Genomic DNA, 20,958 nt, shown 5'->3' with positions numbered 1-20,958 from the left:
ATTCCATATCGCTAGCCCAACAAAGACCAACATAGTGCAGGAAAGCCCATGGACTTGGAAGAAAGCAACCTCACTCCGAAAGGCCTGCTCCCGACCCCGCCGGTTCTGCCCTGGCGCGAGTTCGCGGATTGGATTCGCATGGCCGACGACCACAACACCGTATGGGGCTGGATTCGTAACGGCTACATCCCCTCACACAAGGTAGGTAAGCACGTCATGGTCAACGTGGCACTGCTGACCCAGCAACTTTTGGAAAAGGAGTGGTTGGCATGAGCAAAGCCGATGAGAGCCTGGACCTCTGTAGCGTCATCACCTTCGCCGAAATGAGCGGCATATCGGTCGAGGAGGCGATTGGCTGGGTGGATAACGGAACGATCCCCAGCCTCAAGCTGGCTGACTTCCGCATGGTCAATCTGGCGCGCTTGCGTGAAGACCTGCTCAAGGGCAAGACCACCTTCAAAGAGGGGGACTACAGCCATGTCTAGTCAAACGCTCACCCTGGATGCCGCTACGGCTATCGGCTACATCGGCCAGACCGTTCTCGTTGAACTGGTCTGGGACGACGACCCGGAAGCTATCTGGCGTTTCAAGCACATCGTTGGCGTGGTGTTGCCCCTCGAGGGTGTTTACGAGGATGGCTATTTCCTGACTGTTCCCTTCAACGACAGCACCGATTTTCCGACCGAGATCTTCTTCAACACCATCCGAACCATTCGGGCGATGCGGTACCGCGACCGGCAGGGTTCCGGCAACGTACTGGGCCGTATCGCCCGTCCTAACCAGGCTGGGTCAAGGGCCGCGCTCCCGGCTCGTCGGAACAGCTCCACCGTTCCGGCGAACGGAAGCACGGGCGCAGCGCACCCTTGACGCATCACGGCCATGATCAGCCTATCCATGGGAGCAAGGGGCAGCTTTACCGCCCCGCGCTCCCGAGCCCTCGGCGGCAAGAGCGGGATGACAAGGGCAGAGCCCTTGGTGTGCTTCGCCTCTGCCCAGCACCCGTGCCAAGCCCCTGCCTCCCTCGCTGATCGCCCCCGCCTGCTGCACCTGCCGGCCGTGCAGGATGCGCGTCCAGTCCTTCTCGGACTTCTTCTGCTGCTGATTCTCGCCGCGCCCTGGAGTAGCGGGGTAGTCGCCGTGCCACCGGGCAATCAGCAGTCAGCCATCGGGATAGATGAAAGCGTCAGCTGCGGGCGCGGCGGCACAGGTGTGCGCGAGGCACGAGCGCGCAGGTGCGCCGCCCCGCCAGCTGACGTCCCTGTAACACGTCAGATAAATACCAAATGAACAGGCCAGTACTGGTCAATGTTGGAGAACTGAAAAATGAAAGCTAAGGATCAGATTCGGTTAAACCTCGATGGCTTCGAAAGCCCAACCGGCCGCCTGTTCGTTGAGCGCGGCAACGCCAAGATCACCGACCTGTCGAAAGTCCGCCTGCTGCGCTGCGGCGTCGACACGGTGCGTCAGCTGTACCGGGGCATGATCCGCCCGGAAGTGATGGCGCTGTTCGAAACGCCGGGCGTCATGGTCGACTTTGCCGGCCAGCGCTGGCACTCGGGTCGCGTCGGCCGCGATTCGGGCTACCAGTACAAGCTGCAAAACGCCGACCTTGGGCTGATCCTGCTGATCAAGAACTTCAACGCCAAGCTCGACAACATCGGCCCGCACCTGAAGATCGAAGTGTCACCCCACGCGATCGACGCGCTGTCGCCGGAGCGGCTGCAAGAACACCTGGACCACTACGCCGACGCCGTGTTGAGCCACCTGGAAATCAACCAGTGCGCGGTCCATCTGGCGTTGGACCTGCAAGGCTGGACGCCGCCCGCCGATCTGGTCGCCCGGATGCACTGCAAGGCCCGCACGCACCGGGATATCTCGGGAATCAGTGAGGTCAGCTGGGCGACCAAGTCGAGCGTCTACGGGCGCGGCGAAACCTCCATGTTCGGTTCGGCCGGTGGCGTGCAACTGGCCATCTACAACAAGACCGAACAGGCCCGCGCCACGGACAAGCTCGACTACTGGGAAAGCGTCTGGAAGCGGCGCGACAGCTTCGACGCAGACGACCCCAACAACTACGACCCGGAGCAAGATGTGTGGCGGGTGGAGCTGCGCTATCACCACTCGATCATCCAGCAGTTCGCCAGCGGCTCCATTGACGTGCGGACGGGTGAGGCCATCGACACCCGCTCGTTTGCCGCCTTCTCCGGCCATCTGGACGGCCTGTGGCGCTATGGCTTGGGGCAATTCAAGCTGCTGGCTCGCCCTGGTCATTTCGAGGCGATCTGGACCCTGATTCGCGATGACGTGCGGGTCGATCTGCCGGTGGACTCCCTGCTCGATCAGACCGAGTACAAGCGCTACTACAAAACGTCGCGGGGCTTCTCGGGCAAGAACGTGGAGCTGTTCCTGGGAAACTTCGTAAGCCTACTGGCAAGGGAGCAGGTGGGCGCAAAAAAGGCGTTCTCCACCCTAAAACAGTGGGACTGTTGGCCCGTTATACGGGATCACTACGCGGCCAAGGAAAAGACTGAGCGTGACATCTACCGGCACATAAAAGACCTGCTCGAGGAACGACAGGTGAGGTGGGGGCGTGCCGTCTGATGGCGATCCACCAACTGCCAGACGGACGTTGGAAGGTCGATGTAGAGCCCATCAAGGGCAAGCGCTTTCGCAAGACGTTCAAGACCAAGGGGGAAGCCCTGCGGTTCGAGTCGACCTGCCGTAGCAAAATGATCGTCGATGCGGATTGGTCGCCGCGACCTAAAGACAAACGTCGCCTCTCCGAGCTGGTGAAGCTTTGGTACGAGATGCACGGTGTTGCGCTCTCTGATGGACTTCGCAGGTTCGCCATTCTCAAGGCTGCCGCTGAGTTCATGGGTGACCCGATCGCCAGTAAGGTGGATGGCGCTGCGATCGCCACGGTTCGCGCCCGCTGGCTCGCCCTGGGTGTTACAGGTAAGACTGCCAACAATCGGCTCGGCTATCTGAAATCCGTGTACAACGAGCTGCACAAGCTCGACGTGCTCGACTTCCCTTGTCCCTTCACCCGCATCAAGCCCATTCGGTTGCAGGAAAGGCCGTTGGCCTACCTGACCAAGCCGCAGATAGCCGAGTTGCTGGGGGCTCTACGGAATCGCGATACGGCCCCACACACCTACATGGTCGCGGTGATCTGCCTTTCTACTGGGGCGCGATGGGGGGAGGCTCAGGCTTTGACCCCGGAAAGGATCGGCGCGGGGGTTATAACCTTTGCCAACACCAAGTCGAAGCGGGTGAGGGCGGTTCCGGTGGCGCCTGCCCTGGTGGAGTCGATCCAAGCGCATTGGCGCGAGCATGGACCGTTCAGCAACTGTATAGGGGTGTTCCGCAAGGTGCTGCTCGAAACCTCGATCAAACCGCCCAAGGGGCAATCCAGCCACATCCTCCGCCACACCTTCGCGGCTCACTTCATCATGGGCGGTGGGCATATCGTGACGCTGAAAGAGATCCTGGGGCATGCCTCGCTGAGCATGACGATGCGGTACGCACACCTGGCGCCTGAGCATTTGCATGATGCAATCAGATTGGGCCCTCTCGCGGGGAGTGGCCTAATGCCATGATAATGGCGCTTCAAAATTGACCGGTTGAGGGTTTATGGACAAACACAAAAGGCTGTATCAGGAGCTCATCATTGCTGTCGCCTTGGGGAGCATGCCTGCCTTTATTGCTTACTGGTCTGGAGGGGTTGAGTTGCTGGATTCTGTTGTTAAGGCTCAGATGCCACCTGAATCAGTGCTCTGGTATTCGTTCTTCTTGCCGGCACCTTATCTTGTGGCTGTGATTTTTGATCGCTATGTCTGGAAGAGAACAGATTTGATGAGGGCTCGTTCGGCTTTCTGGCGCTCTACTTGGGCAGAGATTGGGACTGCACTTCATTCTTTGTGGCGCGTACTGACTGGGCTTCTCCTGGCTATTCCTGTTCTTTGGGCCAGGTATGAGCCTGAAACGTTTCAGTTCTCGAAGGTGGGATTCTTCATCATCTTGGGGTTGGCACTACTGGCGCAGTGCTGGTTCTTTTCTCTGGGGAGAGGTTTGCTTGAAGGGCGGGCGCATCAGCGCTAGCTGCTTCCTCTTTCCAAGCCTTTCGACACATTTTCGACACCGGAAAGGCTGGAAACGAAAAAGCCCTGTAAAAACAGGGCTTTATCTTTTGGATTCTGGAGCGGGCGAAGGGAATCGAACCCTCGACCTTCGGCTTCGCCGTGGTCGTGCATCCGACCGAGGCGCACACCGCCTGGTTCGTGCCGGCGGTAAAGGACGAGTGCCGGGTGCCGGTGGATCAGCGCCTGGTGGTCACCCGCACGCGCGACGGCGGCTCGAGTTTCCAGCTACTGAGTGCCGGCTTGCCCCAGGCACACTGCTTCGACCTGGTCTACCGCCACGGTCTGGCCATCGATGACAGCGGGCAGTGTCTGGCGATGGGCTCGACCACCGGTCATCTGTGGTGGTCGGCGGACCAGGGCGAGACCTGGCAGCTGCTGGCCGGTCACCTGCCACCGATCCATGCGTTGCGCTTCGCCTGAACTCGGCGAGGCCGCTATGCCAGGTCAGTAGGGCAGGGCGGTGCGCTGGCGGCGGACTTCCCGTTCGCTGATCCAGTGCTCGAGCAGGTCGCGCAGTTGCGACAGCTCCACCGGCTTGGACATGTGCCCGTCCATGCCGGCCAGCCGTGCGCGCTCCTTGTGTTCACTGAGAATATGCGCGGTAAGGGCCACCACCGGCGTGCGATCGCGGTTCTCCGCCTGCTCCCAGGCGCGCAGCTGCTCGGTGGCGGAGAAGCCGTCGAGTACCGGCATTTCGCAGTCCATCAGCACCAGGTCGTAGTGCTGAGCCTTCATCGCGGTGAGCGCTTCTTCGCCGTTGCTGGCGGTATCCGGCTGCAGGTTGAGCTTGCCGAGCATGCCGCGGATCACCTTGGTTGAGATGCTGTTGTCCTCGGCGACCAGGATGCGGAAGTCATTGGGCACGTTCAGCGGCGCGGTCACCGTGGTCGGCGTGAATTGCGGCGCGCCGGTGCTGCGCTGGGCCAGTTCATCGGCCAGGGTGGCCTTGAGGGTATAGCCCGCCACCGGCTTGGCCAGGATGCGCTTGATGCCGGCGTTGCGCGCGACGATCTTGCTCGGCGCATTGCTGATGCCGGTGAGCATGATGATCAGGATGTCGTGGTTGAGGCTGGGGTCTTCCTTGATCTTGGCCGCCAGCTGCATGCCGGTCATGCCTGGCATGTCCTGGTCGAGCAGGACCACGTCGAAGTACTCGCGCAGGTGCGCCTTGGTACGCAGCAGGGCCAGGGCCTCCTTGCCGGACGGCACCGTGCTGACGCTCAGGCCCCAGGCGCTGCACTGCTGCATCAGCACCTTGCGGCAGGTGTCGTTGTCGTCGACCACCAGCAGGCGGGCGCCTTGCAGGGGGCCGTCGAGGTCGGCGGTGGTCTGCTCGAGGCGCGCGGCGTCGAGCGGCAGGGTCAGCCACAGGGTCGAGCCCTGCTTGCCGCCACTCTGGATGCCGAATTCACCGCCCATCAGGCGCACCAGCTGGCGGGCGATGAGCAGGCCCAGGCGACCGCCGAGCTTGGTGGCGGAGAGGAAGTCACGGGTGTTCAGCTCGGCATGCAGCAGCGCTTCGCGCTCACCCGCCGGCAGCGGCTGGCCGCTGTCCTGCACGGCGATGCGCAGGCGTGGTTGGTCGGCGCTGTTGTCCAGGGCCACCACCAGCAGCACCTCGCCTTCGGCGGTCTGCTTGAAGGCGTTGTCCAGCAGGCTCAGCAGGGTCTGGCGCAAGCGCGTCGGGTCGCCGCTGACCACCCGGGGCACCTGAGGCTGCATGAAGCTGATCAGCTCGACCTTCTGCTGCTCGGCCTTGGCGCGGAAGATGTCCAGGCAGTCCTCGATCAGTGCGTTGAGGTCGAACTGCACGTCGTCCAGTTCGATCTGCCCGGTCTCCAGCTTGGATATGTCGAGAATCTCGTTGATCAGGGTGAGCAGTTCGTTGCCCGAGCTGTGGATGGTCTGCACGTAGTCCCGCTGCTTGGCCGACAGCGGGGTGCCGAGCAGCAGCTCGGTCATGCCCAGTACGCCGTTCATCGGAGTACGGATCTCGTGGCTGATCTTGGCCAGGAACTCGGCCTTGGCCTTGAGCTCGGCGGAGCTGGCGGCCAGGGCGCGGCTGGTGCTGAACTGGTCCTGGACGATGCCACGCTGGCGTTCGCTCAGGGCCATGCTGATGATGAAGCCGCTGACCACGGTCATGGCCAGCAGACCGTAGGCCAGCCAGTCGGTCTGCAGCGACCAGTAGCCGAACAGGATGGGCAGGGCGCCGACGAAGGCCGCGCAGTACAGCAGCAGCGCCACGCTGAACAGGCGCGCCGGCCGGTAGCCGTGGCTCCAGTGATACAGGGCAACCAGCAGCATGCTCAGGCCGCTGACGGCGCCCAGCAGGTAGACCAGCTGGTTGAACTGCAGGTTGCTGGCGATCAGCAGGGTTACGCCGAGCAGACCGACCACGACGATCTCGCCGAGCAGCAGGCGGCGCAGCGGGGTATTGGCACAGACGCCGTGGAAGAAACTGGCGGTGAAGGCCAGGGCGCAGAGCATGCTCGCCAGCATCGACAGGTTGGCGATCTGCGGCTGCAGCGGCTGCCATTCGCCCAGCCAGGGGCTGCTGATGCCCAGTACGCTGATGGCGGTCAGCAGCAGGCAAGCCTGGGTCGCCGACAGCCACAGGCCGCTGGCGGCGCGGGTGTAGGCGAAGCGCACGAGGTTGTAGATCACCAACATGCCCATGCCCCCGAGCAGCAGGCCGAGCAGCAGCGCGCGACTGTCGTCGGCGGCGATGGCATTGGCACTCTGCAGGCTGATGGTCGGGCGCAGCGCGTGCTCGGAGGCCAGGCGCAGGTAGAGGTCCAGGGGGACGTCGGCCTGCGGCAGCGGCAGCAGGTAGTCGCGGCTGGCGAGGGGGCGACTGGAGAACGGCAGGCTGCTGCCGGTGCGGGTGTGATCGAGCAGCTGGTCGCCCTGCAGCACGTACAGGTCGAGGTAGGCCAGGTAGGGGGCGAAGATGCGCAGCATGCGCGCCTGCTGACTGGCCGGCAGGCGGTAGTGCAGCCACAGCGCGGCGTCACCGCCAGGGGTATAGAGGTCGCCGAGTTCAGTCGGGGCGAAACGCGAGCGGTGCAGCGGCTCACGGATATTGTCGAGCTGCAGGGTCGCGCTGTCGTCATTCAGCGCCGACCAGCTGCTTTGCGCCTGCGCTGGCAACTGACCAAGCGCCATCAGCAGTAGGCCGATAAACAATCCTGTGGCAATCCTCAGCCGGCGCACGGTGAATTCCCTTTGAAAATAAGTGGGCCGATTATAGCTGCGGCGCGTTCGCGAGGACCATGCCTGGGGCGGACTTGCGGCCGCCCTCGGCAGGGGAAGGCAACGGCTGCCCTCAGTCCTCGCCGCGCTCGCGCGCGATGGCCCGGTAACCGATGTCCTTGCGGTAGAAGCAACCGTCCCAACGGATTCGCTCGGCCAGGCGGTAGGCCTGCTGCTGGGCCTCGGCCACGCTCGGGCCGATGGCCGTGGCGCACAGCACGCGGCCGCCGGCGGTGACGGTCTGGCCGTCCTTGAGCGCGGTGCCAGCGTGGAACACCTTGCCGTCGAGTTCGGCGGCGGCGTCCAGGCCTTCGATGACCGCGCCCTTGGCATAGTCGCCCGGATAGCCGCCAGCGGCGAGGACCACGCCCACCGTGGGGCGTGGATCCCAGGTCGCTTCGACCTTGTCCAGAGCCTTGGCCAGGGCGGCCTCGATCAGCAGCACCAGGCTCGACTCCAGACGCACCATGATCGGCTGGGTCTCCGGATCGCCGAAGCGGCAATTGAACTCGATGACCTTGGGCGCGCCGCTCTTGTCGATCATCAGACCGGCATAGAGGAAGCCGGTGTAGACATTGCCCTCGGCGGCCATGCCGCGCACCGTCGGCAGTATCACCTCGTCCATTACCCGCTGGTGCACGTCGGCGGTCACCACCGGCGCTGGTGAATAGGCGCCCATGCCGCCAGTGTTGGGGCCGCTGTCGCCGTCGCCGACGCGCTTGTGATCCTGGCTGGTGGCCATCGGCAGTACGTTCTCGCCATCGACCATGACGATGAAGCTGGCCTCCTCGCCATCGAGGAACTCCTCGATGACCACCCGCGAGCCGGCGTCACCGAAGGCATTGCCGGCGAGCATGTCACGCACCGCGGCTTCGGCTTCTTCCAGGGTCATGGCGACGATCACGCCCTTGCCGGCGGCCAGGCCGTCGGCCTTGATCACGATCGGCGCGCCGACCTTTTGCAGGTAGGCCAGGGCCGGCTCGATCTCGGTGAAGTTCTGGTAGGCCGCGGTGGGAATGTTGTGGCGGGCGAGGAAGTCCTTGGTGAAGGCCTTGGAGCCTTCCAGCTGGGCCGCACCGGCGCTGGGGCCGAAGATGTCCAGGCTACGGGCGCGGAACAGGTCGACCACGCCTTTCACCAGCGGTGCTTCCGGGCCGACTATGGTCAGCTGCACGTTCTTTTCGGCGAAGTCGGCCAGTTGCTCCAGGGCCAGCACGTCGATGGCGACGTTTTCGCACTTGGCCTCGAGGGCGGTGCCGGCGTTGCCCGGGGCAACGAAGACCTTGGCGACGCGCGGGTCTTGCGCCACTTTCCAGGCCAGGGCGTGTTCGCGGCCGCCGCTGCCGATGATCAGTACGTTCATGGGGTTCTCCTTCAGGAGGCGGGCCTGCGGCCCGTTTGGTGGATAGGGGAAGCGCTATCCACCCTACGAATGTCGAGGTCGCGATCGGGCTGGTGGATGCCAGGCGCCCGGCGCTTCACCCAGCGCAGTTGCCTTCTGGCAATGAGCATGGGGGAAGGGCCGGGCAACGCCGCAGATGCCTGTCCGAGTGCGGCCGATTTTAATGCCTGAAATGGCGCATGCCGGTAAACACCATGGCAATCCCCGCCTCGTCGGCGGCGGCGATCACTTCGTTGTCGCGCATGGAGCCGCCGGGCTGGATCACCGCGGTGATGCCGGCCTTGGCCGCGTTGTCGATGCCGTCGCGGAAGGGGAAGAAGGCGTCGGAGGCCATCACCGCGCCGGGTACCGGCAGACCGGCGTGTTCGGCCTTGATCCCGGCGATGCGCGCGGAGTTGACCCGGCTCATCTGGCCGGCGCCGACGCCCACGGTCTGGCGGTTCTTGGCGTAGACGATGGCGTTGGATTTGACGAACTTGGCCACCTTCCAGGCGAAGATCAGGTCATGGATTTCCTGCTCGCTGGGCGCGCGCTGGGTGACGATCTTCAGGTCGCTGGCGGCAATCATGCCGATGTCGCGGCTCTGCACCAGCAGGCCACCGTTGACCCGTTTGAAGTCCCAGCCCGGCGCACGCTCGGCCGGCCACTCACCGCACTCGAGCAGGCGCACGTTGGCCTTGGCGGCCACGACATCGCGGGCGGCCTGGGAGATTTTCGGGGCGATGATCACCTCGACGAACTGGCGCTCGACGATGGCCTGTGCGGTTTCGCCGTCCAGTTCGCGGTTGAAGGCGATGATGCCGCCGAAGGCGGATTCCGTATCGGTGGCGTAAGCCAGATCGTAGGCCTTGCGGATGCCGCCTTCGTCTTCGGGGACCACGGCGACGCCGCAGGGGTTGGCGTGCTTGACGATCACGCAGGCCGGCTTGACGAAGCTCTTGACGCACTCGAGGGCGGCGTCGGTGTCGGCCACGTTGTTGAACGACAGCTCCTTGCCTTGCAGCTGTACGGCGCTGGAGACGCTGGCCTCGCCTTTCTTGGCCTCGACGTAGAACGCTGCGCTCTGGTGCGGGTTCTCGCCGTAACGCATCTCCTGAGCCTTGATGAACTGGCTGTTGAAGGTGCGCGGGAAGGCGCCGCGGCTTTCGGTGCTGAGCGTTTCGGCGGCCTGGTCGATGGTGCCCAGGTAGTTGGCGATCATGCCGTCGTAGGCGGCGGTGTGCTCGAAGGCTTTCAGTGCCAGGTCGAAGCGCTGGGCGTAGCTCAGGCCGCCGGCCTTGAGTGCTTCAACGATGGCGGCGTAGTCGCCGGTGTTGACCACGATGGCGACGTCCTTGTGGTTCTTCGCCGCCGAACGGACCATGGTCGGCCCGCCGATGTCGATGTTCTCGATGGCGTCGGCCAGGGCGCAATCAGGCTTGGCCACCGTGGCTTCGAAGGGGTAGAGGTTGACCGCGACCAGGTCGATTGGCTGGATGCCGTGCTGGGCCATGACCTCGCCGTCGAGGGCGCGACGCCCGAGAATGCCGCCATGGATCTTCGGGTGCAGGGTCTTCACCCGGCCGTCCATCATTTCCGGGAAGCCGGTGTAGTCGGCCACTTCCACGGCGGCGACGCCGTTGTCCTTGAGCAGCTTGTAGGTGCCACCGGTGGAGAGGATTTCCACGCCGAGGGCGGACAATTCGCGGGCGAAGTCGAGGACGCCGGTCTTGTCGGAGACGCTGATCAGCGCGCGGCGGACGGGAAGGCGGGTGGTCTGGTCGGTCATTTCAGAGTCCATCAGAGCAGGGAAATCAGCAGGCCGGGCGGCCCCTCGTGGCGCCGCCCGGCCTGGGGGTATGGGACGTTAGAGCAGGTCGTACTGCTTGAGTTTTTTGCGCAGGGTGCCGCGGTTCAGGCCGAGCAGCTCGGAGGCCTTGGTCTGGTTGCCCTTGACGTAGTTCATCACGGTCTCCAGCAGCGGTGCTTCCACCTCGGTCAGCACCAGGTTGTAGACGTCGGTGACGTCCGCGCCTTCCAGGTGGGCGAAATAGTTGTGCAGCGCTTTCTCGACACTGCCGCGTAGGGTCTGGCCCTCTTCGCTCGGCGTGGTCAGGTGCTGTTTCAAACTGGTGCAGTCACTCACGGGTGCAATTCCACTCACTAAATTCTCGGTCATCAACGTCATGCGGCCACCCCCTCTCCATCGTTTCGCCGGTCGCCGAAAAACAGGCGAATCTCCGTGCGCTGCGCGTCCGTACTGTCCAGACGGTTGAACTGGGCGCGGAACTCCCTGGCGCCCGGCAGGGTTGCGAGGTACCAGCCGACATGCTTGCGGGCGATGCGCACGCCCATTACATCGCCATAGAAGACGTGCAGCGCGGTCAGGTGCTCAAGCAGGATCCGTTCCTGTTCGAGCAGGTCCGGCGCCGGGAGCTTCTCGCCGGTGCGCAGGTAGTGCTCTATCTCGCGAAAGATCCACGGCCGGCCCTGGGCCGCCCGTCCGATCAGCAGGGCGTCGGCGCCGGTGGCGGCGAGCACGGCCTTGGCTTTTTCCGGTGAGTCGATGTCGCCGTTGGCGAACACCGGGATCGATACCGCCTGCTTGATCGCGGCGATGGTGTCGTATTCGGCATCGCCGGTGTAGAGGTCGGCGCGGGTGCGGCCATGCACGGCCAGCGCTTTGATCCCGGCCTGTTCCGCGATCTTCGCCACCTCGACGCCGTTCTTGTTCTGCCGGTCCCAGCCGGTGCGGATCTTCAGGGTCACCGGCACGTCCACCGCGGCGACCACCGCATCCAGTATTTCACGCACCAGCTGCTGGTCCTTCAGCAGGGCGGAGCCGGCGGCCTTGTTGCAGACCTTCTTGGCCGGGCAGCCCATGTTGATGTCGATGATCTGGGCGCCCAGTTCGACGTTGCGCCGGGCCGCCTCGGCGAGCATCTGCGGGTCGCCGCCGGCGATCTGCACCGAGCGCGGCTCCGGATCGCCGGCGTGCAGCAGGCGCAGGCTGGACTTGCGGGTGTTCCACAGGCGCACGTCGCTGGTGACCATCTCCGAGACGACCAGACCCGCACCCAGTCGCCGGCACAGCTGGCGAAAGGGGCGGTCGGTGACTCCGGCCATGGGCGCGAGAATCAGCTGATTGGGCAACTTGTAGGGGCCGATGCATAACGCCGACATAGGGCTTCCCTGCTCAAGAGACGTGCTGTTGAGACAAATAGGAGAGTGCGAAAAAGGCTGGGAATAATACCCGCTCTGGGTGACCGGATAAAGGCTGTTTTGAACAAATTCTGAACAGCTGCGGCCTTATCGCCAAGGGTTAGGTTGCTACGTGCGACCCGGCGCGGCTGCGCGTTCGCCTCACTCCGGAGAGTGGAAACTGAGACTGTAGTTCACCGCCTGGGCGCCTGGGTCGAGAATATCCAGGGACACATGGATCGGTGTCTGCGGCGGCATCTCCGCCTGACCGGCGAGTTCTCCAGCGAGGTATTCGCTGGGTTTGAAGCGGCGGCTGGCGAGCAGTTGGCCGTTGATGTCGGCAAAGCGCATTTCCAGTAGCGGGAAGGGTTGGGCGAACGGCGCGCGATTGTAGAGAATCGCGTCGACCACCAGGGCGCCGCTGAACTCGGGGTGGCTGCGTACCACCAGGTTGCTGCTCTTGATCTGTTCGATATCGACCTTGGACGGCAGCATGCAGCCGATGCTCGGGCACAGCTGCTCGAACCAAGGGCGATACGCGTCTTGGCGCGCCAGTTCGTCGAAGTGATAGATCAGGTACTGGCTGGCCAGGGCGCCGGCTGCGACCAGGTTGAGCAGGCCCCAGCCGAGCCAGCGGGCCCAGGGTTTGCGTGGTGGCTGCCAGTCCAGTTGCAGGGGCTCGTCGTCGAGCTCGAACAGGTGCTCGTCGCGCAACTCGGGCTCGTTGCGGTCGTCCCTGCGGGCGGGCTCGATGAAGGGCTCGTCCAGCTCCGGCACGGGCTCGTCAGGCGTCGTACTCAGGCGCAATTCGTCTTCGAGCGGCAGGGCGTCAGCCATGTCGGCCTCGCTCAAGTCAAAGCGAGGTTCGTTGCGCGGCGCTGGGGGAGATGGCGCCTGGCTGGCGGCTGGCGGCTCCGTCGGCGTTTCCTCGGCAGCGCCCGGGCTCAGGCTGAGCGGGGCCTTGGGGGCTTCGTCACGCAGCAGTGCCTCGGCCCATTGTTCGTCGGCGTGCTCGGCGGTGTCGTCGCTCAGCGGGCGGAAGGCTTCGGCATAGCGGGGCGGCTGCTCGAGCGCCATGAACTGCCGGGAGAGTTGCTGCTCCTGCTCTTCCAGTTTCGCCAGCTCCTCATCGAGGTCGAGGCTGTCCAGGTCGAGGTCGTCGTGAATCCACAGGGTTTCGCTGCCGGGGGCTTTGCCCGCAACGGCGTCGCCGGCGGGCGGTCGCGCTGGCGCGCTCGGCGGCGCAGGCGGCTTGGCTGGGCTTGCAGGGCTGGCGGCTGGCGGCTTGGCCGGGGCGTCGCCGGGCAGCGCGTGGCCCTGCTCGCGCAGCTGCTGGGCGGCATTGAAGACGTGCAGGCAGGCCCCGCAGCGGACCACCCCGTGGGCGGCGCCCAGCTGGGTCTGGTTGACCCGAAAGCTGGTATGGCAGTGGGGGCACTGGGTGATGAAGCTTTCGCTCATGCGCGGGTCCGGCGGCCTTGGGGCAGGTAAAACAGGGCGATCAGTCTAACGCAAGTGCCAGGCGAAGCAGCAGGGCAGGGCATCAGCGACGCACGCCGCTGATGCGCACCCAGCCGTCCTTGCTCGCGGTCGGGTCCAGGGCGAAGCTGTCGCTGTAAGCGGCGCGGACTTCCTCGGCCTGCTCGGCGAGGATGCCGGACAGCGCAAGGCGGCCGCCGGGCTTGACCAGGCTGGCGATCTGCGGGGCCAGGGACACCAGGGGGCCGGCGAGGATGTTGGCCACCACCACCTCCACCGGCTGCGGCGGCAGGTCGGCGGGCAGGTAGAGGGCAAACCGCTCGGCGGCGATGCCATTGCGCCCGGCGTTGTCGCGCGAGGCCTCCAGGGCCTGGGGGTCGATGTCGGTGCCCACCGCCTGTGGCGCACCGAGCAGCAGCGCGGCGATGGCCAGGATGCCCGAGCCGCAGCCGAAATCGAGCACGGTGCAGCCGTCCAGCGCCTGGGCATCCAGCCACTCCAGGCATAGCGCGGTGGTCGGGTGGGTGCCGGTGCCGAACGCCAGGCCGGGGTCGAGGAGCAGGTTGACCGCCTGCGGTTCCGGCGCCGCGTGCCAGCTCGGCACTATCCACAGACGACGGCCGAAGCGCATCGGCTGGAAGTTGTCCATCCAGCTGCGCTCCCAGTCCTGGTCCTCGATGCGTTCCAGCTGGTACTCGGGCAGGGCGCCGCCCGTCAGCAGCTGCAGGTGGGCGACCAGGCTGTCGGCGTCGGTGTCGGCCTCGAACAGCGCCAGCAAATGGGTGTGCGACCACAGCGGGGTGGTGCCCAGGTCCGGTTCGAAGATCGGTTGGTCTTCGGCGTCCATGAAGGTGACCGATACGGCGCCGACTTCGAGCAGGGCGTCCTCGTAGGTTTCCGCCTGTTCCGGGGTGATGGCGAGACGGACTTGCAACCAGGGCATGGGGAAACCTCTTGCGCGATGCGGTGGTGTTGAGCGAACGGGGTGCCGCGATAGGTCGGCAAGCTTACTTGACGGGCGGGCAGCCTACCACCGCGTCGGTTTCCGCCGGGACGGAAATGACAAGGGCCGCCCGTGGGCAGCCCTTGTGGTTCGACATGGCAGTGTCAGTGCTTGTCCATACCCAGTTTCTTTTCCAGGTAATGGATGTTCACGCCACCTTGGCAGAAGCCCTTGTCGATGACCAGGTCGCGGTGCAGCGGGATGTTGGTCTTGATACCGTCGACCACGATCTCCTCCAAGGCGTTGCGCATGCGCGCCAGCGCCTCTTCACGGCTGGCACCGTAGGTGATCAGCTTGCCGATCAGCGAGTCGTAGTTCGGCGGCACGGTATAACCGCTGTACAGGTGCGAATCGACCCGCACGCCAAAGCCGCCAGGGGCATGGAAGTGCTTGACCTTGCCCGGGCACGGCATGAAGTTGTCCGGGTCTTCGGCGTTGATCCGGCATTCCAGCGCGTGGCCACGGATCACCACGTCTTCCTGCTTGATCGACAGCTTGTTGCCCGCGGCGATGCTGAGCATCTCCTTGACGATATCGACGCCGGTGACCATCTCGGTGACCGGGTGCTCCACCTGAACCCGGGTGTTCATCTCGATGAAGTAGAACTTGCCGTCTTCATAGAGGAACTCGAAGGTGCCGGCACCGCGGTAGCCGATCTCGATGCAGGCGGCTACGCAGCGATCGAGCACCTCGGCGCGCGCTTGTTCATCGATGAATGGGGCGGGCGCTTCTTCCAGGACCTTCTGATGGCGGCGCTGCAGCGAGCAGTCACGATCGCCCAGGTGGATGGCGTTGCCCTGGCCGTCGGACAGCACCTGGACTTCCACGTGACGTGGATTGCCGAGGAACTTCTCCAGGTAGACCATCGGGTTGCCGAACACCGCACCGGCTTCGCTGCGGGTCAGCTTGGCCGATTTGATCAGGTCTTCTTCCTTGTGCACCACGCGCATGCCGCGACCACCGCCGCCGCCGGCGGCCTTGATGATCACCGGGTAGCCGACTTCGCGGGCGATCGCCAGGGCGGTCTCCTCGTCTTCCGGCAGCGGGCCGTCGGAGCCGGGGACCACGGGTACGCCGGACTTGATCATCGCATCCTTGGCCGAGACCTTGTCGCCCATCAGGCGGATGGTCTCGGCGCGCGGGCCGACGAAGGCGAAACCGGAGTTCTCCACCTGCTCGGCGAAGTCGGCGTTTTCCGCGAGGAAGCCGTAGCCGGGGTGGATGGCGGTGGCGCCCGTCACTTCCGCGGCGCTGATGATCGCCGGGATATTCAGGTACGAATGGGTGCCGGCTGCCGGGCCGATGCAGACCGACTCGTCGGCCAGGGCCAGGTGCATCAATTCGCGGTCGGCGGTGGAGTGCACCGCCACGGTCTTGATGCCCATCTCCTTACAGGCGCGCAACACGCGCAGGGCAATCTCGCCGCGGTTGGCGATCAGGACTTTTTCCAACATCGCAGGCTCTCCCCGGTTCAAACGATGGTGAACAGGGGCTGATCGTATTCCACCGGCTGGCCGTTCTCGCCCAGGATGGATTCGATCACGCCGCTGGTCTCGGCCTCGATGTGGTTCATCATCTTCATCGCCTCGACGATGCAGAGGATGTCGCCTTTCTTCACGCTCGTACCCACTTCGACGAAGTTGCCCGAGGTGGGTGAGGAGGCGCGGTAGAAGGTGCCGACCATCGGCGAGCGGACCACGGTGCCGTTCAGCTTGGGCGCGGCCGGGGCGGCGGCTTCAGCGGCGGCAGGCGCGGCCGGAGCAGCGGCCGGTGCCGGGGCTGGGGCCTGGGCATAGACCGGCTGCTGCATGAAGGCCGGCTGCTTGCTGTGGCGGCTGATGCGCACGGACTCTTCGCCTTCGCGAATCTCCAGCTCGTCGATGCCGGACTCTTCCAGCAGCTCGATCAATTTTTTGACTTTACGAATATCCATAGTTGCTCCACTCCCAGGTGAGGTCAGGGCCGTTCAAGTTGTTCAAGCGCGGCCTCCAGGGCCAGCCGGTAACCGCTGGCGCCAAGGCCGCAGATCACTCCCACCGCAACGTCGGAAAAGTAGGAGTGATGGCGGAAAGGTTCACGTTTGTGCACGTTGGACAGGTGCACTTCGATGAATGGGATGCTCACCGCCAGCAATGCGTCACGTAATGCGACGCTGGTATGGGTAAAAGCGGCGGGATTGATCAGGATAAAGTCGACACCTTCGCCTTTTGCGGCGTGAATGCGGTCGATCAGCTCGTACTCGGCATTGCTCTGCAGGTACTGCAGGTGATGGCCGGCCTCGCGGGCGCGGCGCTCCAGGTCGAGGTTGATCTGCTCCAGGGTGGTGGCGCCGTAGACGCCCGGCTCGCGGCTGCCCAGCAGGTTCAGGTTGGGGCCGTGCAATACCAGCAAGGTGGCCATGGTCGTGTTCCTAAGGTCTCTGGTGCTGCGCGCGACTATGCCGGAGATGGCGCAGGTCTGTCCAGTTGTCGGCAATAGCCGACACGATGTCAGTAGTTTGCGGCAGATATATGACTGCGAACCTTAAAGGCGTTCGCGCGCCTGGGTCAGGCGCGAGGCGAAGGACGTGGCATCCACCTCGCCGACCACGCGCAGGTCGAGCCATTCCTCGCCCCTGGGGTCGAACAGCAGGATCGCCGGCGGGCCGAACAGCTGGTAGCGGTCGAGCAGGGCGCGCTGGGCCGGGGTGCTGTCGGTCATGTCGAAACGCACCAGGCGAAACGCACTCAACTGGCTGCCCACTTGCGGTGCGCTGAGGACCTCGCGTTCGATGACCTTGCAGCTGATGCACCAGTCGGCGTACCAGTCGAGCAGCAAGGGTTGGGCGGTGGTCTTGGCCGCGACCAGGGCGGCCTCGAGTTCGGCGGGGCTGCTGATCGTCTGCCAGCCTTCGACGCCGAACTGGGTGGTCGGCGTACCCGCCAGGGGCGCCGGCCGACCGAGGGGGCGCAGCGGGTCGTCCTGACCCTGCAGGGCCCCGGTCCAGCTGGCCAGGGCATAGACCAGCAGCACCAGGCCGGCCAGCTGGCTGAGCTTCTGCCGGTGGGTTTTCGGGCCGAGCTCCAGGGCGCCGAGGAACAGCGCGGCGCCGCCGGCGAGCAGGCCCCACAGGGCCAGCGACAGGGGGCCGGGCAATACCCGCTCGAGCAGCCAGACCGAGACGGCCAGCAGCATCACGCCGAACAGGTTGCGCACGCCGGCCATCCAGGCGCCGCTCTTGGGCAGCAGGGCGCCGCCGCCAGCGCCGATCAGCACCAGCGGTGCGCCCATGCCCAGGCCCAGGGCGAACAGCTGCAGGCCGCCGCCGACGGCGTCGCCGGTGCTGCTGATATACAGCAGCAGGCCGGTCAGCGGGGCGGTCACGCAGGGCGAGACGATCAGGCTGGACAGCACGCCGAGGGTGGCGGCGCCGGCCACGGTGCCGCCGCGAGTCTGCGCCGCCTTGCGATCGAGGCGCTCGCGAATGAAGGCCGGCAGGCGCAGTTCGAACAGGCCGAACATGGCCAGGGCGAACAAGGCGAAGAAGGCGGCGAAGGGCACCAGCACCCAGGGCGATTGCAGCATGGCCTGAAGGTTCAGGCTGGCGCCGAATACCCCCATCAGCGCGCCGAGCGCCGCGTAGCAGGCCGCCATGGGCAGCACGTAGGCAAGGGACAGGACCAGGCCGCGGCGGTTGCTGGGGCGTCCGCGCAGCACCACGCCGGAGAGGATCGGCAGCATCGGCAGCACGCAGGGGGTGAAGGTCAGGCCCAGGCCGGCGAGGAAGAACAGCGCCAGGTCGGTCCAGCCCCAGGTCGCGCCCAGGGTGACAGGGCTGCCGCCGCCGGCGCTCAGGCCGCCGTCGATCGCCAGCACCTCGGTTTCCGGTGGATAGCACAGGCCCTTGTCGGCGCAGCCCTGGTAGGTGACCTGCAGGTTAAGCGGGCGCTGCCCGGGCTTGTCGCGAGGCAACTCGATATCCAGCACGCCGTAGTAGACCTCGACTTCGCCGAAGTACTCGTCGGTCTTGGGCTCGCCGGCGGGCAGGCGGGCCTCGCCCAGGCCGACATCGACGGGCTCGGTGGTGAACTTGAAGCGGTGCTTGTAGAGGTAATAGCCCTCGGCGGCGACGAACCGCAGCCTGATCGAGTCGGCCGAGCTGTCGACCAGGCTCAGCTTGAACGCCTCGCGCACCGGCAGAAAGTCGGCGCTGTTGTTCAGCGCCGTGCCCAGCGGGGCGGAGGCGGGGCGGTTGTCGAGCAGGCCGGCCCCGGCGGGCAGGGCGAACAGCAGCAGGATCAGGCAGAACAGGCGGCGCATGGAGGTCTCGTAATCGGCTAATGACCGCATCATAACCAAGGCCGCGGCCGGGTGGCAGGGTCCAGGCTGTAAGCGGTCGTGTCCGCGGCGCGGATGGTTGGCCGATTACAGGCGGAACGCCTGCACCGCGGTGTGCAGCTGCTCGCCCAGGCGCAGCAGTTGCTCGCCCTGGTCGCGTCCGGCGCCGATGCGCCGCAGGTTGTCGCCGCCGAGCTGGTGGATGCGTTCGCTGTGGCCACGGATCTCGCTGACGGCGCCGCTCTGCTGGGCGGTGGCGGCGGCAATGCGCTCGGCCATGCTGGCGATGGTGCGGATCGCCGTGACGATCTCGTCCAGCGCGCCGTCGGCGGCTTCGGCCTGGCTGGCGGTGGTTTCGGCGTGCTCGACCTGGCTGCGCATGGCGTCCACCGACTGGCGCGCGGCGAGTTGCAGGCGGCCGATCAGCTCCTGGATTTCCGCGGTGGCGCTGCTGGTGCGCTGCGACAGCGAGCGCACCTCGTCGGCGACCACGGCGAAACCGCGCCCGGCTTCACCGGCCCGGGCCGCTTCGATGGCGGCGTTGAGCGCCAGCAGGTTGGTCTGTTCGGCGACGCCGCGGATGACCGTCAGCACGTCACCGATGGTCGCGGTTTCCGTTGCCAGGCGCTCGATCGCCTGGGCGTTGCCCTGCACTTCGCCGACCAGCGCGTGCAGACCGCTCAGGCTCTGGCCGATGACCTGCTGACCCTGGCCCAGGGCGCGGTCGGCATCGCGGCTGGCGGCGGCGGCCTGGCTGGCGTCGCCGGCGACCTGCTGAATGGTGGTCTCCAGCTCGCCGAGGGCGTCGCGGATCTGCCCGGTGTCGCCGGCCTGGCGCTCGGCTCCGGCGTGCAGGCCGCCGCTGAGGTCGGCCAGGGTGCGGCTGGAGCCGGCGACCTGCTCGGCGTGCTCGCGGATGGTGCCGACCAGCTCGACCAGGTAGGCGCGCAGGCGATTCAGCGAGGCCTCGATGTCGCACAGTTCGCGGGTGCGGGTGTCCAGCTGGATGTCCCCGCCGAAGTCGCCCTCGGCCCAGGCCGACAGCGCCGGCACCAGTCGCTCGAGCAGCCGGGTCAGGCGGCGCTGGATGCGGTCGATGGTCAGGGCGATGAGCAGGATCAGACCGATCATCAAGCCCTGGATCAGGCGTACCTCGGCCTGGATCCGCCCGTGCTCGGCGCGCACCAGCGGCTCCAGGGCGCCCAGGGCCTGCTGCACGGTATCCAGTCGTTGCCGGGTGGATTCGAGCAGCTGGCCGCGTCGCTCGACCAGGGCCTGGGTGCGCTTGAGCTCGGCCGGGTAGCGACCGAGCAGGCCGGCCAGGTCGCGCTTGAGGGCGATGCCCCGGTCCTCCGCCTGGCTGCTGTCGTTGTCGGTGTCCAGGCCGAGCAGGGCGGCGAAACCGTCGCTGGCCGACTGGCTGTTCTCGGCGACGCCCAGCAGCGGCAGCGCGTCGAGCGCCTCGGTCTGGCGGGTCAGCGCAGTCAATTCGCGCTCGACGTCGTCGAGCAGTTCGCCGCGGCCGCTGCTCACCAGCTTGTTGCGGGCCTGGGCCAGGCGGCCTAAGTGCTGGGCCGCGTCGAACAGCGGGCGACGGTAGGCCTGGGCGGCACCTGCATCGGCGCTGTCGGCATACTGCGCCAGTTGCTCCAGGGCGCCGGCCATTTCCCGTTCGGCCTGGATCAGCAGGCCCTGGGGGTCGCCGGCCAGCTTGCCGGCGGCGAGCAGCTCTCCGGCGCCGAACTCGCGCAGTTCGGCGAGGCTCTGACGCAGGCCTTCGGCCAATTGCGCGGGCAGGGCGGCGAGGGCCGGAGCCAGGTCGTCGATGGCCTGCAGGGCACTGCTGTGACGCAGGGCGTCGCCGCTGTCGAGGTAGTCGAGGGTGTTGCGCGCGACCTGCTGCTGGAACTGCTGCGACAGACTCAGGTAGCGCTCCATCAACTGGTAGGGGCGCTCCAGGGCGCGTTGCGACCACCAGAGCGTGGCGCCCAGGGCGATGCACACGGCGACCAGCAGCAGGGTGTTGAGGTTGGTGAGGGATTTCAGGCGCATAGAACTCGACCGACATGAGACGGTGTAGATCACCCCGTCACGGGGTGACCGCTAAGTCTATGAACTTATTGCGTTTTGATGACGTTAGCGTGACAGCGTGGAGGGCTTCACAGTTTTTTCTGGGTTGA

Annotated in this window: 17 protein-coding genes and 2 pseudogenes; 7 read left to right on the top strand and 12 right to left on the bottom strand. The window is 65.6% G+C overall.

The annotated features are described in order from the left end of the window. Window positions 1-48 precede the first annotated feature (48 nt). From KDW96_RS09030 to KDW96_RS09000, 7 genes and pseudogenes are all read left to right on the top strand, one after another. Window positions 49-273 (top strand): helix-turn-helix domain-containing protein, encoded by a 225-nt coding sequence (locus KDW96_RS09030; protein ID WP_213640738.1) that lies wholly within the window; start codon window positions 49-51, stop codon window positions 271-273. Next, window positions 270-485, top strand: a complete 216-nt coding sequence (locus KDW96_RS09025) for a hypothetical protein (protein ID WP_255837569.1) — start codon at window positions 270-272, stop codon at window positions 483-485. The genes KDW96_RS09030 and KDW96_RS09025 overlap by 4 nt, the downstream gene beginning before the upstream one ends. After that, on the top strand, window positions 478-867 hold the full coding sequence (locus KDW96_RS09020) for a hypothetical protein (protein WP_255837570.1): 390 nt from the start codon (window positions 478-480) through the stop codon (window positions 865-867). Before KDW96_RS09025 ends, KDW96_RS09020 begins: the two co-directional genes overlap by 8 nt. A 456-nt stretch (window positions 868-1,323) precedes the next feature. Continuing rightward, window positions 1,324-2,601, top strand: a complete 1,278-nt coding sequence (locus KDW96_RS09015; protein ID WP_255837571.1) for a phage replication initiation factor — start codon at window positions 1,324-1,326, stop codon at window positions 2,599-2,601. After that, window positions 2,601-3,599, top strand: coding sequence for a phage integrase (locus KDW96_RS09010; protein ID WP_255837572.1), 999 nt, complete (start codon window positions 2,601-2,603; stop codon window positions 3,597-3,599). Before KDW96_RS09015 ends, KDW96_RS09010 begins: the two co-directional genes overlap by 1 nt. A gap of 34 nt (window positions 3,600-3,633) precedes the next feature. After that, window positions 3,634-4,101 carry a hypothetical protein gene (locus KDW96_RS09005; RefSeq protein ID WP_255837573.1) on the top strand — a complete coding sequence of 156 codons (468 nt, stop codon included), beginning with the start codon at window positions 3,634-3,636 and terminating at the stop codon, window positions 4,099-4,101. A gap of 116 nt (window positions 4,102-4,217) precedes the next feature. Beyond that, window positions 4,218-4,562: pseudogene (locus KDW96_RS09000) on the top strand (beta propeller repeat protein); the annotation flags it as partial. A 24-nt stretch (window positions 4,563-4,586) separates the two neighbouring features. On the opposite strand, the gene KDW96_RS08995 reads toward KDW96_RS09000, so the two are convergent. The 12 genes and pseudogenes from KDW96_RS08995 to KDW96_RS22230 all read right to left on the bottom strand — a co-directional run. Beyond that, a complete protein-coding gene (locus tag KDW96_RS08995) occupies window positions 4,587-7,358 on the bottom strand; it encodes a hybrid sensor histidine kinase/response regulator family protein (protein ID WP_255840080.1) in 2,772 nt (923 codons plus the stop codon). A gap of 112 nt (window positions 7,359-7,470) precedes the next feature. Continuing rightward, window positions 7,471-8,760: a phosphoribosylamine--glycine ligase gene (purD, locus tag KDW96_RS08990; RefSeq protein ID WP_255840079.1), complete on the bottom strand. Its 1,290-nt coding sequence runs from the start codon at window positions 8,758-8,760 to the stop codon at window positions 7,471-7,473. A 199-nt stretch (window positions 8,761-8,959) separates the two neighbouring features. Further along, window positions 8,960-10,567 carry a bifunctional phosphoribosylaminoimidazolecarboxamide formyltransferase/IMP cyclohydrolase gene (purH, locus tag KDW96_RS08985; protein WP_255840078.1) on the bottom strand — a complete coding sequence of 536 codons (1,608 nt, stop codon included), beginning with the start codon at window positions 10,565-10,567 and terminating at the stop codon, window positions 8,960-8,962. Window positions 10,568-10,645: 78 nt separating this feature from the next. Then, window positions 10,646-10,966 (bottom strand): DNA-binding transcriptional regulator Fis, encoded by a 321-nt coding sequence (gene fis, locus KDW96_RS08980; RefSeq protein ID WP_255840077.1) that lies wholly within the window; start codon window positions 10,964-10,966, stop codon window positions 10,646-10,648. Next, entirely contained in the window at window positions 10,963-11,961 is a 999-nt protein-coding gene (gene dusB, locus KDW96_RS08975; protein ID WP_255840076.1) for a tRNA dihydrouridine synthase DusB, read from the bottom strand. The genes fis and dusB overlap by 4 nt, the downstream gene beginning before the upstream one ends. Before the next feature lie 180 nt (window positions 11,962-12,141). Further along, window positions 12,142-13,440, bottom strand: coding sequence for a DUF3426 domain-containing protein (locus KDW96_RS08970; protein WP_255840075.1), 1,299 nt, complete (start codon window positions 13,438-13,440; stop codon window positions 12,142-12,144). An 82-nt stretch (window positions 13,441-13,522) separates the two neighbouring features. Beyond that, on the bottom strand, window positions 13,523-14,401 hold the full coding sequence (gene prmA, locus KDW96_RS08965; RefSeq protein ID WP_255840074.1) for a 50S ribosomal protein L11 methyltransferase: 879 nt from the start codon (window positions 14,399-14,401) through the stop codon (window positions 13,523-13,525). Between the two features lie 164 nt (window positions 14,402-14,565). Then, on the bottom strand, window positions 14,566-15,915 hold the full coding sequence (gene accC / locus KDW96_RS08960) for an acetyl-CoA carboxylase biotin carboxylase subunit (protein ID WP_255840073.1): 1,350 nt from the start codon (window positions 15,913-15,915) through the stop codon (window positions 14,566-14,568). A 17-nt stretch (window positions 15,916-15,932) separates the two neighbouring features. Then, on the bottom strand, window positions 15,933-16,394 hold the full coding sequence (gene accB / locus KDW96_RS08955) for an acetyl-CoA carboxylase biotin carboxyl carrier protein (protein ID WP_255840072.1): 462 nt from the start codon (window positions 16,392-16,394) through the stop codon (window positions 15,933-15,935). A 23-nt stretch (window positions 16,395-16,417) separates the two neighbouring features. Beyond that, window positions 16,418-16,861, bottom strand: coding sequence for a type II 3-dehydroquinate dehydratase (gene aroQ, locus KDW96_RS08950; protein WP_255840071.1), 444 nt, complete (start codon window positions 16,859-16,861; stop codon window positions 16,418-16,420). Between the two features lie 123 nt (window positions 16,862-16,984). Beyond that, window positions 16,985-18,760 carry a protein-disulfide reductase DsbD gene (locus KDW96_RS08945; protein ID WP_255840070.1) on the bottom strand — a complete coding sequence of 592 codons (1,776 nt, stop codon included), beginning with the start codon at window positions 18,758-18,760 and terminating at the stop codon, window positions 16,985-16,987. Between the two features lie 105 nt (window positions 18,761-18,865). Continuing rightward, a pseudogene (locus KDW96_RS22230) lies at window positions 18,866-19,375 on the bottom strand (methyl-accepting chemotaxis protein); the annotation flags it as partial. Between the last annotated feature and the right edge of the window lie 1,583 nt (window positions 19,376-20,958).

Origin of the sequence: Pseudomonas benzenivorans (genome assembly GCF_024397895.1) — a bacterium.
GTDB classification, from domain to species: domain Bacteria; phylum Pseudomonadota; class Gammaproteobacteria; order Pseudomonadales; family Pseudomonadaceae; genus Aquipseudomonas; species Aquipseudomonas benzenivorans_A.
The sequence above is the reverse complement of the archived record's forward strand: the minus strand, read 5'-3'. Positions and strand labels throughout refer to the sequence as shown.

Excerpts from the sequence above, each read along its gene's own strand:
- KDW96_RS09030 (WP_213640738.1), top strand. The coding sequence starts at position 49 with ATGGACTTGGAAGAAAGCAACCTCACTCCGAAAGGCCTGCTCCCGACC.
- KDW96_RS09025 (WP_255837569.1), top strand. The coding sequence starts at position 270 with ATGAGCAAAGCCGATGAGAGCCTGGACCTCTGTAGCGTCATCACCTTC.
- KDW96_RS09020 (WP_255837570.1), top strand. The coding sequence starts at position 478 with ATGTCTAGTCAAACGCTCACCCTGGATGCCGCTACGGCTATCGGCTAC.
- KDW96_RS09015 (WP_255837571.1), top strand. The coding sequence starts at position 1,324 with ATGAAAGCTAAGGATCAGATTCGGTTAAACCTCGATGGCTTCGAAAGC.
- KDW96_RS09010 (WP_255837572.1), top strand. The coding sequence starts at position 2,601 with ATGGCGATCCACCAACTGCCAGACGGACGTTGGAAGGTCGATGTAGAG.
- KDW96_RS09005 (WP_255837573.1), top strand. The coding sequence starts at position 3,634 with ATGGACAAACACAAAAGGCTGTATCAGGAGCTCATCATTGCTGTCGCC.
- purD (WP_255840079.1), bottom strand. The coding sequence starts at position 8,760 with ATGAACGTACTGATCATCGGCAGCGGCGGCCGCGAACACGCCCTGGCC.
- purH (WP_255840078.1), bottom strand. The coding sequence starts at position 10,567 with ATGACCGACCAGACCACCCGCCTTCCCGTCCGCCGCGCGCTGATCAGC.
- fis (WP_255840077.1), bottom strand. The coding sequence starts at position 10,966 with ATGACGTTGATGACCGAGAATTTAGTGAGTGGAATTGCACCCGTGAGT.
- dusB (WP_255840076.1), bottom strand. The coding sequence starts at position 11,961 with ATGTCGGCGTTATGCATCGGCCCCTACAAGTTGCCCAATCAGCTGATT.
- KDW96_RS08970 (WP_255840075.1), bottom strand. The coding sequence starts at position 13,440 with ATGAGCGAAAGCTTCATCACCCAGTGCCCCCACTGCCATACCAGCTTT.
- prmA (WP_255840074.1), bottom strand. The coding sequence starts at position 14,401 with ATGCCCTGGTTGCAAGTCCGTCTCGCCATCACCCCGGAACAGGCGGAA.
- accC (WP_255840073.1), bottom strand. The coding sequence starts at position 15,915 with ATGTTGGAAAAAGTCCTGATCGCCAACCGCGGCGAGATTGCCCTGCGC.
- accB (WP_255840072.1), bottom strand. The coding sequence starts at position 16,394 with ATGGATATTCGTAAAGTCAAAAAATTGATCGAGCTGCTGGAAGAGTCC.
- aroQ (WP_255840071.1), bottom strand. The coding sequence starts at position 16,861 with ATGGCCACCTTGCTGGTATTGCACGGCCCCAACCTGAACCTGCTGGGC.
- KDW96_RS08945 (WP_255840070.1), bottom strand. The coding sequence starts at position 18,760 with ATGCGCCGCCTGTTCTGCCTGATCCTGCTGCTGTTCGCCCTGCCCGCC.